Here is a 15,553-nt window from a genome sequence, read left to right on the forward strand (position 1 = left end):
CAGCGTGTGAAGCATGGGAAGTTTTACTATTTAAACGAAGTTGTAACGTTAATGGACGTTATAGATGATGGAATCGTTAACGCCTGTCGTTTTTAGATAAGTTGCGTTGCGAAATACGACCTGCCAATCGCTCAAGAGGCGTGATGCAAACGTTGCTGCGGTTTATAGGTGAAGCCCTTTTGCGGGATTTGCAGGCTGACCGTCGCAATCAACGTGGTTTGCTCGGTTTCATCCAACGCCAACTGACCGGTTTTGGTGTCGATCAGTTCTAATTGCCAGGCCAGTAAAGTCAGGCAGTCATGCAGCGCGTCCAGCGCCTGGTCGTGCAATTGCAACGGGTTTTCAGCGTTGGCAATCAGGCCGTGGATATGTCCGGAAAATTCGCTGATGGCTTGCAGCGCCAGGGTGTCGGCCTGTTCCGCGAGCTTGGCCAGGCTGAGTGTCATGCAGTCGATGGCGTCGCTGTCGTTACGAATCAGATGCAGATGGCTCAGGCATTCCTCTGACCGGTTCAACAGTTTTTCAGCCTCCAGCAGAAACGCCGAAAGTGCGAGCTGCCACTCTTTACCGTCGTTCATCATGCAAGTCTCCACAATATGGAATCGGGCGATGAGATGTCGCTGCGGGTCAATGGCTTAAAGCTAGCGCTGAAATATTGCTCTTGCTTGTAGGTTACTTCTGAGCTTTTGGTAGGAAGTTTATTGAAATGACGGCAAGGGCGCTGCCAAGCCCTTGTGAGCAGGCCCAGTTGCACACCTTCATTTGCCGCGACGTAAATGTCTGGAACACCCAGCGGGCGAGGACGTGAGATGGCAAACAAAAGCCTGACTCCATTCATGCAATGAGAATGGCGTCACATTAATGGCTATTAGATATTGCGAATATCAGGTTGGACCTGATTGCGCATAGGGGAATCCCTTACAAGCGGGAACCTTGCGTCGATTTGTGTGTCGCGCAATGCCGTCTTGCCCGCTTATGAAGCAGCGCGGCCAGTAAAGCATGATGTCAGTGTGACATCAATTAATTTACGTGGCATTTTAACGGGGTCAAGATCTGGCGCTCGCCGCCGATAAACAGCTTAGTGAACTGCACAACCCCTACGCGCAGCACTTACCCGCGCATATCAGGAGCTTCCAATGGCCGGCATTCTCGACACGGTAGATCAACGCACGCAACTGGTGGGTGAGAATCGCCTAGAGATCCTCATGTTTCGCCTGGCCGGGCGGCAGTTGTTCGCCATTAACGTGTTCAAGGTGCAGGAAGTCCTGCAATTGCCCAAGCTCACGCTGATGCCCCAGCGCCATCCGTTTGTGTGTGGCGTGGTCAACCTGCGCGGCCAGACCCTGCCGGTGATCGACCTGTCCCAAGCCATCGGCATGCGCCCGCTGGTGCCGGGCCCGAACAGCACCATCATTGTCACCGAGTACAACCGCTCGGTGCAGGCGTTCCTGGTGGGCGGTGTGGACCGCATCGTCAACATGAACTGGGAAGCCATCCTGCCACCTCCGACCAGCGCCGGTCGCCAGCATTACCTCACCGCCATCAGCAAGGTCGACGACCAGTTGGTGGAAATCATCGACGTGGAAAAAGTCCTCGCCGAGATCGTGCCTTACAACGCCAAGGTCTCCCGGGAAAAACTCGAAGACCCAGTGCTCGAACGCGCCCGTGGCCGCGAAGTGCTGCTGGTGGACGACTCCAACGTGGCGCTGTCGCAGCTGCGTGACACCCTCGGCCAGTTGGGCGTGAAAATGCACATCGCCAGTGATGGCCTCAAAGCGCTGAACATGCTCAAGTCGTGGGCCGACGCCGGTCACGTGATGACCGACAAACTATTGATGATCTTCACCGACGCCGAAATGCCGGAAATGGACGGCTACCGTCTCACCACCGAGATCCGCAACGACCCGCGCCTGCGCAAACTGTATGTGGTGCTGCACACCTCGCTGTCTGGCAGCTTCAACGAATCGATGGTGAAGAAGGTCGGCTGCGACAATTTCCTGTCCAAGTTCCAGCCTGACAAACTGGTGGATGTGGTGCGCCAACGACTGATGCTGGACGAACAGTCGGCTTGACCTTAGGGTGATGGGCTTCGCCCCTCAGGAATGCAGGCCCATGCTCCGTCTCAGCGCGTTGTACCGTTACCCCTTGAAATCCGGCAAGGCCGAATCGTTGCAACACAGCGGCCTGGATAAACTCGGGCTGGACGGGGATCGACGCTGGATGCTGGTGGACGAGGCCAGTGGCCGCTTCCTGACGCAACGCGCCGTCACCAAGATGAGCCAGCTGTCGGCCTTGTGGAACAGCGCCGGCGGCCTGACCCTGAGTTCGCCTGGCTATACCTCCCTTGACGTCGCATTGCCCGATGAAGACGCTGCGTTGCGCGGCGTGACCATCTGGCGCGACACCCCGCGCCTGCCGGATGCCGGTGACGCGGCGGCTGCGTGGGTCAGCGAGTTTGTCGGCGCGCCGACCCGGTTGGTGCACATGCCGCTCAAGCGGGCGCGCACCACTCAGTCCGGTTATGGCCGCGACGATGACCAAGTGGCGCTGGCCGACGGTTATCCCTTGCTGCTGATCGGCCGGGCCTCCCTGGAAGACCTGTCCGAGAAGGTCGGCCGCCCCATGGAGATGCTGCGCTTTCGCCCCAACCTGGTGATCGAAGGTGCCGACGCGTTTGCCGAAGATGGCTGGAAGCGCCTGCGCATCGGCGACGTGGAGTTCCGGGTGGTCAAGCCGTGCGCACGCTGCATCCTCACCACCATCGACCCGCGCACCGGCGAGCGCAGCGCCGACCGTGAACCCTTCGCCACTTTGAATGGCTACCGCAAGACCGAGGATGGCGCGATGTTCGGCCAGAACCTGGTCAACGATGGCGTGGGTCATCTGGAAGTCGGCATGCCGGTGACGATCCTCGAATAATCCATCGCCCATAAAAAATGCCCGTCTCCTTCTAGTAGGAAACGGGCATTTTTTTGCCTGGCTGAAACCTTAGCCGCGGTATTCGCACAGGTAAGCGGTGTCGACCTCGACCTTCAGCTGGAATTTGCTGTTGGCCGGTACGTTGAACTGGCTGCCGGCGGAGAAGGTCTGCCACTCGCTGGCATCCGGCAGTTTCACGGTCAGCGCGCCGGAGACGACGTGCATGATTTCACGCTGGGCAGTGCCGAACTCATATTCACCCGGGGCCATCACACCGATGGTCGCCGGACCTTCAGCGGTGCCGAACGCGATCGACTTGACGGTGCCGTCGAAGTACTCGTTGACTTTGAACATGGGCGAATCCTCGGAAAAAGTTGCCTTCCCTGTCGAAGCGAGGGCAGCGTTATGGAAAAGGTTGGCCAGTATGCCCAAGCCTTGCGAGGCTGCCTAGACCGGTAAAATCAGCGGTAGCAGGCGGGCAGTGTTGCGCGCGTCTTCCAGTGCCCGGTGCTGCTGGCCATGGAACTGCATCCCCGCCAGTTGCAGCGCGCCGTTGAGCCCCAGCGGTTTGTCCAGGCGTCGGGCCTTGGCGAAGCGCTGCTTGAGGTTGATATGGGGCGTGTGGGCCAGGGCGCTGTCCAGGCCATGGCGCTGCCACTCCAGTTCCAGTTGCTGGCGGTCGTAGTCGCCCCAACTGGCCCAGCCTTCCAGGCGCGTACGATGCTGGCCCAGCCAGCGTTCGAACAGCGGCCACACCTCGTTCAACGGGGTTGCCGCGTCGATATTGGCCTGGGTGATATGGGTAAGCTGGCGGCAGAACGGCGTCAGCAACGGGCGGCGCTGCGGGCGCACAAAGCGCTGGAAATGATCCACTTCGCGGCCCTGGCGGTTGACTAGGCTCGCGCCGATCTCGATGACTTCCATTTCCGTCACGGGCCAGCCGCCTTCATCCGTCGTGGCTTCAAGGTCAATAATCAGCCAATGAGGCATGGTGCAGGTTCCCGTACTCTTCCCGTCCTGGGGGATAGAGCGTAGACGGCCCCTGTAGTTCCGCGCTGTTTTTTCCAGGAGAGCCAGGGTTTATTCGATCTCCAGCAGAATCTGGCGATTGCGAACCTGATCGCCCGTCATCACCTGTATGCCCTTGACCACGCCCTCAACCCCGGCCTTGAGCGGATGCTCCATCTTCATGGCCTCCAGCACCAGCAGCAGTTGGCCTTTGCGCACACGGTCACCGACGCCCACACACACGTCGACGATTGCCCCATCCATCGGCGCCTTGAGCGTACCGCTGCCGGCGTCGTCCTGGCGCTGGGCAACCTGCTGGGTCACGTCGACCACCGTCAGCCCCGGCAGCCACAACCGGCTGCCATCGAGGTGATAGGCGAGGCGGCGACGAATGCCATCGATGACCAGGGTGAAGTGGCGGTCGTCGAGCCCGAGCGGTCGGATATCGATGCCGTTGATGCAAAGGGCGTTATCGGCCGACACGCTGACGCTGATCCCGTGCACCCTGTCGTTGACCAGCAAGCGATAACTCGTGGCTGCGCTGGCGTTGTTGCACCACCCGGACAAACCGGGACGATGCCGCGCGGCACTGTGCTGGTAGAACAATGCGGCGGCGACGGCTAATTGTTCGTCAGTGGCCGGGTAGGGGGCGATCGCGTTGAAATACCGGGGGATAAACCCAGTGCTGAAGTCCCCGCGTACAAAGTCCGGATGTTCAAGTACCTCGGCCAGCAGCCGTTGATTGCTGGTCACCCCCAGCAGCAGCGTGTCTTGCACCGCGCGCAGCAGTTTGCGCCGCGCTTCTTCGCGGGTGGCGCCGTGGGCGATGATCTTGCCCAGCATCGCGTCATAGAACGGGCTGATGCGCTGGCCTTCCAGCACGCCGTGGTCAACTCGTACAGCGGCGGCCGGTTGCCAGCGCAGCACGTCGCCGGTCTGCGGCAGGAAGCCCTGGGCCGGGTCTTCGGCGTACAAGCGTACTTCCATGGCATGCCCGGTCAGGGTCACGTCGGCTTGGGTCAGTGGCAGTGGCTGGCCGGCGGCGACCTGCAGTTGCCAGGCCACCAGGTCGAGCCCGGTGATCAGCTCGGTGACCGGGTGCTCCACTTGCAGGCGGGTGTTCATTTCCAGGAAGTAAAAGCGCCCGTCGCGGTCGAGCAGAAACTCCACGGTGCCGGCGCCCACGTAGTTCACCGCGCGCCCAGCCTTGAGCGCGGCCTCGCCCATGGCCTGGCGCAGGTCGGGCGTCATCACTGGGCAGGGCGCTTCTTCGATGATTTTCTGATGGCGGCGTTGCACCGAGCAATCGCGCTCGCCCAGGTATATCAGCTGGCCGTGACGGTCGCCGAACACTTGGATTTCGACGTGACGCGGCTCGATCAGCGCCTGTTCCAGAATCAGCTCGGCGCTGCCGAAGGCGTTGAGCGCTTCGGAGCGTGCCGTACGCAATTGCGCCAGCAATTGATCCTGTTGATGGACCAGGCGCATGCCACGCCCACCGCCGCCGGCGCTAGCCTTGATCATCAACGGGTAGCCGATGCGTTCGGCGTGGCGTTGCAGGGTGGCGTCATCCTGATCGGCGCCCTGGTAGCCCGCAATGCACGGCACGCCGGCCTCCAGCATGGCCAGCTTGGACAGGCGTTTGCTGCCCATCAGCTCGATCGCTTCGGCGCTGGGGCCGATAAAGGTAAGCCCGGCGTGTTGGCAGGCGCGGGCGAAGTCGGGGTTTTCCGAGAGAAAGCCGTAGCCGGGGTGCACCGCGTCAGCGCCGGTTTTATGCGCGGCATCGAGGATCGCCGGGATATTGAGGTAGGACAGCTGCACCGCGGCGGGGCCGATGTGCACGGCTTCGTCGGCCATCTGCACATGCAGGGCGTCGGCGTCGGCATCGCTGTATACCGCCACGGTGCGATAGCCCAGGGCCTGAGCCGTGCGCTGGATGCGACAGGCGATCTCGCCGCGATTGGCGATCAGGATTTTGCTGAATGTGGGCATTGGAAGGTCCCTTGGTTATGCGCTGTTTGTTCTGGCCTTATCGGGGACGAGCCCCCCTCCCGCATTTGGAACCAGTCCCCGGGGCTGGCGTCATTTGCACCACCCAGGCTTGCGCTTGTGTACAAAAGCCTGTGTCCCCTCAATGCCTTCTGCACTGGCCACCGCCTCGGCAAACCACTGCGCCGCTTGATCCAACAACGGCTCCAATGGCTGCTCGACGCTGGCCAGCAACAAGGCTTTGGTTCTTGCATTGGCCTCCGGCGCGCATTGCAAGACCTGGCCCAGCACCTCATCCACACGCTCGGCCAGGGCCTGGGGGTCGCGCTCGACAAAATGCACCAGGCCCAAGCGTTGCGCTTCCACGCCATCAAAGCGTGCGGCGGTCAGCGCCAGCCGCCGCGCCTGGGTCAGGCCGATGCGCTTGACCACAAACGGTGCGATCTGTGCCGGCAGTACCCCCAGGCTGGTCTCCGGCAAACCGAACTGTGCCTGGTGATCGGCAATCGCAATGTCGCTTACGCAGGCCAGGCCGAACCCGCCGCCCAGCACGGCGCCTTGCAGCACCACGATCACCACGCGTGGTGTGGCTTGCACCTCTTGCAGCAAGGTGCCGAATGCGCGGTTCAGCGCCTGCAATTGATCGCCCGCACTGACCAGATCCTTCACGTCGGCCCCTGCGCAAAAGTGCCCGCCCGCGCCGCTGATCACCACGGCACGCACCTGGCTGTCGAGCTGCGCCAGCACCGTGCGCAGTTCGTTGACCATCTGCAGGCTCATGGCGTTGCGGCTCTGTGGGCGGTTGAGGGTGATGTGCAGCACACCGTTGTGGGCTTCCAGCAACAGGGTGTTCATGGCTTTTTCCCCGGCAAGGTGCCCATCAGTTTGCAGATGATGCCCAGCATTATTTCGTCGGCGCCGCCGCCAATCGACACCAGGCGCACATCGCGATACGCCCGCGCCACCGGGTTGTCCCACATAAAGCCCATGCCACCCCAGTATTGCAGGCAACTGTCGCTGACTTCGCGGCCCAGGCGCCCGGCCTTGAGCTTGGCCATGGAGGCCAGCCGCGTCACGTCCTGGCCTTTGATGTACTGCTCGGTGGCCTGGTACACCAGTGCGCGCAGGCATTCGATTTCGGTGGCCAGTTCCGCCAGGCGAAAGTGGATCACCTGGTTGTCGATCAGTGCTTTGCCGAAGGTGTGGCGTTCCTTGCAGTAGGCGATGGTGCTGTCGATGCAGTACTCCAGGCCCTTGATCATATTGGCCGCGCCAAACAGGCGTTCTTCCTGGAATTGCAGCATTTGCATCATGAAGCCCGCGCCCTCCTGACCAATGCGGTTGCGTTGCGGCACGCGCACGTTGTCGAAGAACACCTGGGCCGTCTCGGAGCTGTGCATGCCGAGTTTTTCCAGGGGCGGGCTGAGGCTCACGCCGGGGGTGTTCATCGGCACCATGATCAGCGACTTGTTGATGTGCGGTTTGTCGTCGGAGGTGTTGGCCAGCAGGCAGATAAAATCGGCGCTGGGGGAGTTGGTGATCCACATTTTGCTGCCGTTGATCACGTAATCGCCGCCATCCTTGCGCGCGTGGGTCTTGAGCCCGGCCACGTCGGAACCGGCGCCGGTTTCCGAGACGCCGATGCAGCCGACCTGTTCGCCGCTGATGGCCGGGCGCAGGAATTCGTCGCGCAGCTCGTCGGAACCGAAGCGGGCGAGGGCGGGGGTGCACATATCGGTCTGCACGCCGATGGCCATGGGGATGCCGCCGCAACGGATGGTGCCGAACTCTTCAGCGGCCACAATCGAGTAGCTGTAGTCCAGGCCCATGCCGCCGAAGCGTTCCGGTTTGGAAATGCCCAGCAGGCCGAGGTCGCCGGCCTTGCGGAAAACCTCGTGGATGGGAAAACGCCCGGCTTTCTCCCATTCGTCCACATGGGGGTTGATCTCGCGGTCGACGAAGGCGCGCACGGTGCGGCGCAGTTCCTGATGTTCCTGGGTGAAGATCATTTTTATTGTTCTCCTGTTAGAAACGCGCCACACCGAAGCTGTTCGGCTGTAGCTGTCGAGCCTCGGCTTCATGGCAGATATCCAGCACAAACCCCAGCACGGTGCGGGTATCCCGTGGATCGATCAGGCCGTCATCCCACACATTGGCGCTGCCGTAGAGCGCGGTGGATTGGCTGTCGAGTTTCTGTGCGGTGACCTGCTCCAGCATGTCCAGCACCTTTGGGTCGGGCACCAGGCCGTCCTTCAACTGCTTGGCCTCGGTGACGATACGCAGCACCTTGCCCGCCTGCGCACCACCCATCACAGCTGTGCGGCTATTGGGCCAGGCGAAGATAAAGCGTGGGTCCAAGCCGCGACCGCACATTGCATAGTTGCCGGCGCCATAGGAACCGCCGACCACCACCGTGAGTTTAGGCACCCGTGCGTTGGCCACCGCCTGGATCATCTTCGCACCGTGCTTGATCACCCCTTGCTGCTCCGACTCGGTGCCGACCATAAAACCGGTGGTGTTGTGCAGAAACAGCAGCGCCGTGCGGCTCTGGTCGCACAGTTGGATAAACTGCGCGGCCTTGCTCGCGCCCTTGGGCGTAATCGGGCCGTTATTGCCGATCACTCCCACCGCGTGGCCGTGAATATGCAGGTGGCCGCACACCGTGTGCGGGTCGAACTCGCTTTTGAATTCGAGGAACTGCGAGCCGTCGGCCAGGCGCGCGAGGATTTCGCGCACGTCGTAGGGTTTTTTGGCGTCAGCGGGGATCAGCCCGAGCAACTCGTCGATGGGGTACAGCGGCTCGGCGAAGGCACGCGACGGCGTCGGCGGCAGGTGCGCGTTCCACGGCAGCAGGCTGACGATCTCACGCACGATGCGCAGGCCGTCGGCATCGTTTTCTGCCAGGTATTCGGCGGTGCCGGCTACGTGCGCGTGCATCTGGGCACCGCCTAATTCCTCGTCCGTGGCCACTTCACCGGTGGCGGCCTTGAGCAGCGGCGGCCCGGCGAGAAACAGTTTGGCCTTGCCGCGCACCACCACCACGTAATCTGACAACCCAGGCTGGTAGGCACCGCCGGCCGTGGCCGAGCCGTGCACCACGGTGATCTGCGGCAAGCCCATGGCCGACATGCGCGCCTGGTTGGCAAAGCTACGTGCGCCTTCAACGAAAATCTCGGCGGCGTAGTTGAGGTTGGCGCCGCCGCTCTCGGCCAGGGTCACCACCGGCAGTTTGTTCTCCATGGCGATCTGTTGCAGGCGCAGGGATTTCTTCAAGCCCGAAGGGGAAATGGTGCCGCCCTTGATCGCACTGTTATTGGCCACCACCAGCACCCGCACGCCGCTGACGTAACCGATGCCGGCGATCAAGCCACCGCCGGCGGCGCTACCGTCCTTGTCATCGTGCAGCTTGTAGCCGGCCAGGCTGGCCAGTTCCAGGAACGGCGCGCCTGGGTCCAGCAACGCACTGAGGCGCTCGCGCGGCAGCAACTGGCCGCGCTGCTCGAACTTGGCCTTGGCTGTCTGAGCCTTGTCGAGCAGGGCATTTTCCAGCTGGCGCAGGTGCTCGATGCTGGCGAGCAGCGCCGCGCGGTTCTGGGCGAACGCCGGGCTGTGCGGGTCGATCTGGCTGATTATTGTCGGCATGGCGTCAGTCCTGCGCCTTGAGCACATCGGGCAGATACGCGCGGTGAAAACCATTGAACGGCGCGCTCGGCACGGCCGTTTTGTGCAGTGGCCAGGCCCGGTTGCCAAGGCTGGCGGCGCCATCGATGCGCAGGGTGCTGCCGCTGATGAACGCGGCGGCGGGGCTGAGCAGGAACACGATCGCCGCGCTGACTTCCGACTCGGTGCCGATGCGCTTGAGCGGTACATGTTCACGCAAGGTGGGGATCACGGCCTTGAACGCGCCTTCGTAGGTGTCCATGCCGCTGGAGGCGATCCAACCCGGCGCCACGGCGTTAACCCGAACCCCGGCGTAACCCCATTCGAACGCGGCGGTCTTGGTGAAGTTATCCATACCGGCGCGCGCTGCCCCTGAGTGGCCCATGCCGGGCATGCCGCCCCACATGTCGGCCAGCATGTTGACGATGGCGCCGCCGTGGGTGCTCATGCACTGGTTGAACACCTCCCGCGCCATCAAAAAACCGCCGACCAGGTTGGTTCGCAGCACGGTTTCGAAGCCTTTCTGATTGATCGACGCCAAGGGCGAGGGGTACTGGCCGCCGGCGTTGTTGACCAAGCCGTGGATTGCGCCGTGTTCTGCAATGATTTGGCCGACCAGCGCCTTCACCGCCACTTCATCGCGAATATCGCAGGCGTAGCCATGGGCGCTGCCGCCGTCTTCGGCAATTTGCGCCGCGACCGCGTGGAGTTTTTCCGGCTTGCGCCCCACCAGGATCACGCGGGCACCGAGGGCCGCCAGTTCATGGGCGGTGCAACGGCCGATGCCGCTGCCGCCACCGGTGACCACCACGGTGTGCCCCTGGAACAGCTCGGCTTTGAAGATCGAGTCGAAGGCCACGGCCAGGCTCCTGTCAGTTGAGTTGATCGGCGATGTGCTGCGGCACGGCGATGGGGATTTCCAGCAGTTGCTGGGCGAAAGCCTTGCCCTGGGGGTCGATGCGCAGGCTGGCGATGCCACCACCGCCCAAGGCGTTTTCCAGCAGGAAATTCAGGCTGTGACTGCCGGGCAAGTACCACCGCTCGACGCGACCATGCACGGGGTCGAGCACATGGCGCATCCAGTCGACGACCACTTCTGGGGTCAGCGTTTCGGCGATCCAGGGCAGGTACTCGGGCGCGCGGGCGATCACACCGATATTGCTGTGATTGCCCTTGTCGCCGGCGCGCGCTACCGCCAGTTTCACCAGGGGGACGCTGGCGTCGGCGCGGCCTGTGGTTTTGGGCGGGTCGATCGGTGCCGCCGGTGTCACCAGTGCCTGGGCGGCGGGGAGGGCACAGGTATGCCGTTCGCCCTGCCAGTGGATACTCAGGTCGCAGGCCGATTTGTCGATCAGAAACGAAAACAGGCGGATCAGCGGGTATACCGTCGGCCGCCCGCCGACGATGCCGGTCAGCCCCGGCGCCATGCCGGTCGCCGCTTGGGCGATCTCACGGGCAAACAGCACCAGCGCCTGTTTGCTTGGGTGACGCACCGCCAGTTTGACCACCACTTCGCGGGTGTCATGGCGCTGCCCGTGGGCGCCGTAGGTCGCTTCGCTGCCCAGCAGTTCGATGTTCACGTCGGTAAAGGGCGCCCAGCCGCGCTGGCTGAACAACTCGGCGGTCTTACCGATGATCGCCTGGCTGACCCGCTCGGCTTTGGCCACCGCGTCGATCCCGGCGATCAGGCAACTGGCGGTGCAGCGAAAACCATCCGGGTAGGTGGCGCTGACCTTGTAGCGGTCGGTCGGGGGCAAGCCTTTGGCGCCGTGCAGGCGCACCTGGTGCTTGCCTTGTTGCTGCAATTTGACCTGGCTGAAATCGCAGATCACATCCGGCAGCACATACGCGCGCGGGTCGCCGATTTCATACAGCAGTTGTTCGGCCACGCTGAGTTCGCTGATCAAGCCGCCGCTACCGTCGACTTTGTTTACGGTGAACTGGCCGTCGGCGCTGACCTCAACGATGGGGAAACCGATATGTTCGTAATCGGGCACGTCGCGCCAGTCGGTGAAGTTGCCGCCGGTACACTGCGCACCGCATTCGATGATGTGCCCGGCCAGGGCAGCCTGGGCGAGGCGGTCGTAATCGTGCCAGGACCAGCCGAATTCATGCACCAGCGCCGCGCTGACCACGGCGCTGTCGACCACCCGACCGGTGATGACGATATCCGCTCCGAGGGCGAGGGCTTGGGCGATGCCCGGCGCGCCGAGGTAGGCGTTGGCCGATACGCATACCGGCGGCAGTGGCGTGCCGTCGAACATATCGGTGATGCCGTGCAGATTTTTCAGTTGGGGTTGCAGGTCATCGCCCAGCAGCACGGCGATTTTCAAGGGCACCTGGGCATGGTCACAAGCCGCTTGCAGGGCGGCGGCGCAGGCCTGAGGGTGGATGCCGCCGGCGTTGCTGATCACCCGGATGCCCTGGCGCTGGATATCGGCCAGCAACGGCGTAAGCACCTCAACGAAATCCGTGGCGTAACCGGCCTGGGGATCTTTCATGCGCGCGCCGGCGAGGATCGACATCGTCACCTCCGCCAGGTAGTCGAACACCAGGTAGTCCAGGGCACCGCCGTGCACCAACTGCGCGGCGGCGGTGCAGGTGTCGCCCCAAAAGGCGCTGGCGCAGCCGATACGAACGGTCTTGCTCATGAGAAATCCTTCCTCGAATGGCTGTGGCCGAGACTACCAAGCAAGCGCTTGGTTTGTAAACGCCGCTGACAAGTTTTACCCAAGCGCTTGCTTGGGTGGCTGGCACGGCCTAAATTGCCGGCCAACACGTTCTGGCAGTAGAGGAGAGAAGCATGGATGAGCAAAAAGCCCTGCAGGTGATGCGCACCATGGTCGACGGCGGCCAATTGACCGACCCCGACAGCGCCCGGGGCAAGTTGCTGCAGACGGCGGCTCACCTGTTTCGCAACAAAGGTTTCGAGCGCACCACCGTGCGCGATCTGGCCGGCGCCGTGGGCATCCAGTCCGGCAGCATCTTTCATCACTTCAAGAGCAAGGACGAGATCCTGCGGGCCGTGATGGAAGAAACCATCCACTACAACACCGCGTTGATGCGTGCTTCGCTGCAAGCGGCGAGCAGCGTGCGCGAGCGCGTGCTGGCGCTGATCCGCTGCGAATTGCAGTCGATCATGGGCGGCAGCGGCGAAGCCATGGCGGTGCTGGTGTACGAATGGCGCTCGCTGTCAGCCGAAGGGCAGGCCCAGGTGCTGGCGTTACGTGATGTGTATGAGCAGATTTGGTTGCAGGTGTTGAATGAAGCCAAAGCGGCGGGCTACATCCGCGGCGATGTATTTATCACCCGGCGCTTCCTGACCGGTGCGCTGTCCTGGACGACCACCTGGTTCCGTGCCGAGGGCGGCAGCCTGACCCTCGAACAACTGGCGGAAGAAGCATTGTTAATGGTTCTGAAAGAGGACTGAGGCGCAAGCTATTAATTTGCCGGTAGAAAGTTGTCTCCCCAGGCAAAAACGCCTAGCTTATTGCCATCAGAGTGATGAACGGTGTGTGCCTTGATGTTATCGCCATGGCGGTTGGCTGCAGGACTTACTTTATCGGCACTGGGCACCGTAGCGTGGCTGCCTGTTTCAGCCGCGCAATTGGTGCGCATCGGCGCGGCGCATTTCCCGCCGTACACCGTGCGACCCGAGCAGGGGGCCGACACTGGGTTGCTGCCGCAGTTGGTGGAGGCGTTGAACGCCGAGCAGACCGAGTACCAGTTCGTGCTGGTGCCCACTTCGATTCCCCGGCGTTTCCGCGATTTCGACCAGGGCCGGGTCGACATGGCGATCTTCGAAAACCCCGATTGGGGCTGGCAGAAAATTCCCCATACCAGCGTCGATATGGGCTTGGAAGACGCGGAAATCTTCGTCGCTCAAAGTGCGCCCGGACGCGACCAAAGCTATTTCGCTGACCTGGTCGGCAAGCGTCTGGCGGTGTTCAGCGGTTATCACTACGCCTTCGCCAACTTCAACCCAGATCCCAAGCTCATGGCCGAACGCTTCAACGCGACCTTGACCTATTCCCACGACAGCAACCTGCTGATGGTCGCCCGCGGGCGCGCCGATATTGCGCTGGTGACCCGCTCTTACCTCAGCGATTTCATGGTACGCAATGCCGACACCGCCACGCAGTTCCTGGTCTCGGAGCGTATCGACCAGATCTACCACCACTACGCACTGCTGCGTCCCAAAGCGCCGATCACAGGCCCAGCGTTTGCCGCGCTGCTCAAACGCCTGCGCGACAACGGCGAAATGCTGAAGATTTTCGAGCCTTACCGCATCGATGTGATGTCGGTGCCTTGATCGAGCGTTTCAAACCCGCCGCGCAAACGTATCGCTGTGGCTGCCCGACACCTTGCGGCAGTGCACCAGCGCGTCGCGAATCATAAAGTTCACCAGGGTCGGCGAGACGCCCAGTTCCTTGGCGATGTCCTTTTGTGGCACGCCGTGCAAGCGATACATCTCGAATGCATAGCGGGTGCGCTGCGGCAGTTGGGTCAGGGCGTCGGCGATGGTTTCCAGGGTATTGAAATTGATGTGGGAGGTTTCCGGTGAAGCACCGTGAATCACCACATTCAAGCCTTCCTCTTCCGTGCCGGAGTATTTCAGTTCAAGGGCCTGCTTGCGGTAGTGATCGATCGCCAGGTTGCGCACGATCTGGAACAGGTAACTGAGCTGGGCTTTGAACGATGAAGTAATGGTTGGCGCCGACTGCAGGCGAAAGAACGCATCTTGCACGACGTCTTCGGCCCGCGAGCGGCAGCCGGTAATGCGTGCCGCAATCTTCACCAGAATCGTTCGATTGTCGACGAACGCCTGAAGAAGAGGTGAATCGCACCTGCCTGTGGTTACTGGTTCCGTCATGGAAATCACCTTGTCGCAAAAGAGGTTAGGGGAGGGCTTCCTTGCTAAGGCCTCCTACACATCGGGCAACAAATTAGGATGAATGATAATGATTGTCAAATGAGAAGACGAACTAATCTTATGCTCTTCGCTTTGATGTGAAGTGCCTCACGCGCTGCCCCGGCGACTAATTATTTGCCGGGGCCGTCCGTTCTCATGGGTGACAGGTCCGTTCCCGCAGCGGCCAAGGATCAGCACCCGCAGGAGGACGAGATGGGTTTTTATCGTGCACACAGCGTGTCTCACATCGGAGCACTCCAGGGATGAGTGCAGCGACCCGATTGCGCCTGTATTGCCTGCCCTATTCCGGCGCCAGCGCCATGGTCTATGTGCGCTGGCGCCGTGCGTTGCCGGACTGGCTACAGGTCTGCCCGCTGGAATTGCCCGGTCGCGGCATGCGCATGGACGAGCCCTTGCAGCGCGACATCAAGGCCCTGGCGGCGCAGCTCGCGCAGGAAATCAGCCGCGACCTGCACACCCCCTACGCCTTGTTCGGCCACAGCCTGGGTGGTCTGCTGGCGTTTGAACTGGCCCACGCGCTGAACGTTCGCAATCTGCCGGCGCCGCTGGCGCTGTTCGCATCCGGGACTGCCGGGCCGGCCAGTCGGGACGTCAGTGAATACGCGGTTGAAAAGACTGATGAACAGCTGATCGCCCGTCTGCGCGAACTACAGGGCACCGCCGAGGAGGCCCTGGCCAACCCCGAATTGATGCAATTGATGCTGCCGATCCTGCGCGCCGATTTTCTGCTGTGCGGCAGTTTCAGCTATGGCGAGCGCCAGCCCCTGGGCATGCCGATCCATGTGTTCGGCGGCAAGCAGGACAGCGTGCGCGCCGACCAATTGCTCGACTGGCAATTGGAGGCCGCCAGCGGCTTTTCCCTAGACCTGTTCGACGGTCACCACTTCTTCATCGTGCAGCACGAAAGCGCGGTGCTGCGCTGTTTGCGGCGTTATGCCGAGGAACACCTGACGCGCTGGCGCAATGGCGCGACGCGGCAACTGGCCGCCGGCTGAGCGCAGCCCATTTTTCCGATTTCCCCGTAAGCCGATTTCAGGCAGG

Annotated in this window: 15 protein-coding genes; 5 read left to right on the top strand and 10 right to left on the bottom strand. The window is 62.1% G+C overall.

Annotated elements, in window-relative coordinates:
* Nucleotides 1-131: 131 nt before the first annotated feature.
* Entirely contained in the window at nt 132-581 is a 450-nt protein-coding gene (locus K1567_RS24965; RefSeq protein ID WP_177329668.1) for a hypothetical protein, read from the bottom strand.
* Between the two features lie 555 nt (nt 582-1,136).
* Here K1567_RS24965 and K1567_RS24970 point away from each other — a divergent pair.
* Both K1567_RS24970 and K1567_RS24975 read left to right on the top strand, forming a co-directional pair.
* The gene (locus K1567_RS24970) at nt 1,137-2,072 is read left to right on the top strand and encodes a chemotaxis protein CheV (RefSeq protein WP_034099439.1); all 936 of its coding nucleotides are present in this window, start codon (nt 1,137-1,139) and stop codon (nt 2,070-2,072) included.
* A 40-nt stretch (nt 2,073-2,112) separates the two neighbouring features.
* The gene (locus tag K1567_RS24975) at nt 2,113-2,919 is read left to right on the top strand and encodes an MOSC domain-containing protein (protein WP_034099438.1); all 807 of its coding nucleotides are present in this window, start codon (nt 2,113-2,115) and stop codon (nt 2,917-2,919) included.
* 69 nt (nt 2,920-2,988) lie between these two features.
* On the opposite strand, the gene K1567_RS24980 is transcribed toward K1567_RS24975, so the two are convergent.
* From K1567_RS24980 to K1567_RS25015, 8 genes are all read right to left on the bottom strand, one after another.
* Nucleotides 2,989-3,273, bottom strand: a complete 285-nt coding sequence (locus K1567_RS24980) for a pyrimidine/purine nucleoside phosphorylase (protein ID WP_034099437.1) — start codon at nt 3,271-3,273, stop codon at nt 2,989-2,991.
* 93 nt (nt 3,274-3,366) lie between these two features.
* Nucleotides 3,367-3,909, bottom strand: coding sequence for an exonuclease domain-containing protein (locus K1567_RS24985; RefSeq protein ID WP_034099435.1), 543 nt, complete (start codon nt 3,907-3,909; stop codon nt 3,367-3,369).
* Between the two features lie 90 nt (nt 3,910-3,999).
* On the bottom strand, nt 4,000-5,922 hold the full coding sequence (locus K1567_RS24990) for an acetyl/propionyl/methylcrotonyl-CoA carboxylase subunit alpha (RefSeq protein WP_220698955.1): 1,923 nt from the start codon (nt 5,920-5,922) through the stop codon (nt 4,000-4,002).
* Between the two features lie 90 nt (nt 5,923-6,012).
* A complete protein-coding gene (locus K1567_RS24995; protein ID WP_034099432.1) occupies nt 6,013-6,774 on the bottom strand; it encodes an enoyl-CoA hydratase/isomerase family protein in 762 nt (253 codons plus the stop codon).
* Nucleotides 6,771-7,928, bottom strand: coding sequence for a citronellyl-CoA dehydrogenase (gene atuD, locus K1567_RS25000; protein ID WP_034138818.1), 1,158 nt, complete (start codon nt 7,926-7,928; stop codon nt 6,771-6,773). The genes K1567_RS24995 and atuD overlap by 4 nt, the downstream gene beginning before the upstream one ends.
* 16 nt (nt 7,929-7,944) lie before the next feature.
* On the bottom strand, nt 7,945-9,561 hold the full coding sequence (locus K1567_RS25005) for an acyl-CoA carboxylase subunit beta (protein WP_034099429.1): 1,617 nt from the start codon (nt 9,559-9,561) through the stop codon (nt 7,945-7,947).
* A gap of 4 nt (nt 9,562-9,565) precedes the next feature.
* Nucleotides 9,566-10,438, bottom strand: a complete 873-nt coding sequence (locus tag K1567_RS25010; RefSeq protein WP_169868026.1) for an SDR family oxidoreductase — start codon at nt 10,436-10,438, stop codon at nt 9,566-9,568.
* 13 nt (nt 10,439-10,451) lie between these two features.
* Nucleotides 10,452-12,230 (bottom strand): acyclic terpene utilization AtuA family protein, encoded by a 1,779-nt coding sequence (locus K1567_RS25015; RefSeq protein WP_034099427.1) that lies wholly within the window; start codon nt 12,228-12,230, stop codon nt 10,452-10,454.
* Between the two features lie 152 nt (nt 12,231-12,382).
* Here K1567_RS25015 and K1567_RS25020 point away from each other — a divergent pair, with 152 nt between their 5' ends.
* Both K1567_RS25020 and K1567_RS25025 read left to right on the top strand, forming a co-directional pair.
* Nucleotides 12,383-13,009: a TetR/AcrR family transcriptional regulator gene (locus K1567_RS25020; RefSeq protein ID WP_034099426.1), complete on the top strand. Its 627-nt coding sequence runs from the start codon at nt 12,383-12,385 to the stop codon at nt 13,007-13,009.
* Between the two features lie 93 nt (nt 13,010-13,102).
* Nucleotides 13,103-13,891 carry an ABC transporter substrate-binding protein gene (locus tag K1567_RS25025; protein ID WP_047881329.1) on the top strand — a complete coding sequence of 263 codons (789 nt, stop codon included), beginning with the start codon at nt 13,103-13,105 and terminating at the stop codon, nt 13,889-13,891.
* A 9-nt stretch (nt 13,892-13,900) separates the two neighbouring features.
* Here the strand turns inward: K1567_RS25025 and K1567_RS25030 are convergent, their stop codons facing one another.
* Nucleotides 13,901-14,452 carry an RNA polymerase factor sigma-70 gene (locus K1567_RS25030; RefSeq protein ID WP_034099424.1) on the bottom strand — a complete coding sequence of 184 codons (552 nt, stop codon included), beginning with the start codon at nt 14,450-14,452 and terminating at the stop codon, nt 13,901-13,903.
* A 302-nt stretch (nt 14,453-14,754) separates the two neighbouring features.
* Between K1567_RS25030 and K1567_RS25035 the strand changes: the two genes are divergently transcribed.
* Nucleotides 14,755-15,507 carry a thioesterase II family protein gene (locus K1567_RS25035; protein WP_220698956.1) on the top strand — a complete coding sequence of 251 codons (753 nt, stop codon included), beginning with the start codon at nt 14,755-14,757 and terminating at the stop codon, nt 15,505-15,507.
* The last annotated feature ends 46 nt before the right edge of the window (nt 15,508-15,553 follow it).

Source organism: Pseudomonas sp. S5F11, from assembly GCF_019641515.1.
Classification (GTDB): Bacteria; Pseudomonadota; Gammaproteobacteria; order Pseudomonadales; family Pseudomonadaceae; genus Aquipseudomonas; species Aquipseudomonas rhodesiae.

Excerpts from the sequence above, each read along its gene's own strand:
- K1567_RS24965 (WP_177329668.1), bottom strand. The coding sequence starts at position 581 with ATGATGAACGACGGTAAAGAGTGGCAGCTCGCACTTTCGGCGTTTCTG.
- K1567_RS24970 (WP_034099439.1), top strand. The coding sequence starts at position 1,137 with ATGGCCGGCATTCTCGACACGGTAGATCAACGCACGCAACTGGTGGGT.
- K1567_RS24975 (WP_034099438.1), top strand. The coding sequence starts at position 2,113 with ATGCTCCGTCTCAGCGCGTTGTACCGTTACCCCTTGAAATCCGGCAAG.
- K1567_RS24980 (WP_034099437.1), bottom strand. The coding sequence starts at position 3,273 with ATGTTCAAAGTCAACGAGTACTTCGACGGCACCGTCAAGTCGATCGCG.
- K1567_RS24985 (WP_034099435.1), bottom strand. The coding sequence starts at position 3,909 with ATGCCTCATTGGCTGATTATTGACCTTGAAGCCACGACGGATGAAGGC.
- K1567_RS24990 (WP_220698955.1), bottom strand. The coding sequence starts at position 5,922 with ATGCCCACATTCAGCAAAATCCTGATCGCCAATCGCGGCGAGATCGCC.
- K1567_RS24995 (WP_034099432.1), bottom strand. The coding sequence starts at position 6,774 with ATGAACACCCTGTTGCTGGAAGCCCACAACGGTGTGCTGCACATCACC.
- atuD (WP_034138818.1), bottom strand. The coding sequence starts at position 7,928 with ATGATCTTCACCCAGGAACATCAGGAACTGCGCCGCACCGTGCGCGCC.
- K1567_RS25005 (WP_034099429.1), bottom strand. The coding sequence starts at position 9,561 with ATGCCGACAATAATCAGCCAGATCGACCCGCACAGCCCGGCGTTCGCC.
- K1567_RS25015 (WP_034099427.1), bottom strand. The coding sequence starts at position 12,230 with ATGAGCAAGACCGTTCGTATCGGCTGCGCCAGCGCCTTTTGGGGCGAC.
- K1567_RS25020 (WP_034099426.1), top strand. The coding sequence starts at position 12,383 with ATGGATGAGCAAAAAGCCCTGCAGGTGATGCGCACCATGGTCGACGGC.
- K1567_RS25025 (WP_047881329.1), top strand. The coding sequence starts at position 13,103 with ATGTTATCGCCATGGCGGTTGGCTGCAGGACTTACTTTATCGGCACTG.
- K1567_RS25030 (WP_034099424.1), bottom strand. The coding sequence starts at position 14,452 with ATGACGGAACCAGTAACCACAGGCAGGTGCGATTCACCTCTTCTTCAG.
- K1567_RS25035 (WP_220698956.1), top strand. The coding sequence starts at position 14,755 with ATGAGTGCAGCGACCCGATTGCGCCTGTATTGCCTGCCCTATTCCGGC.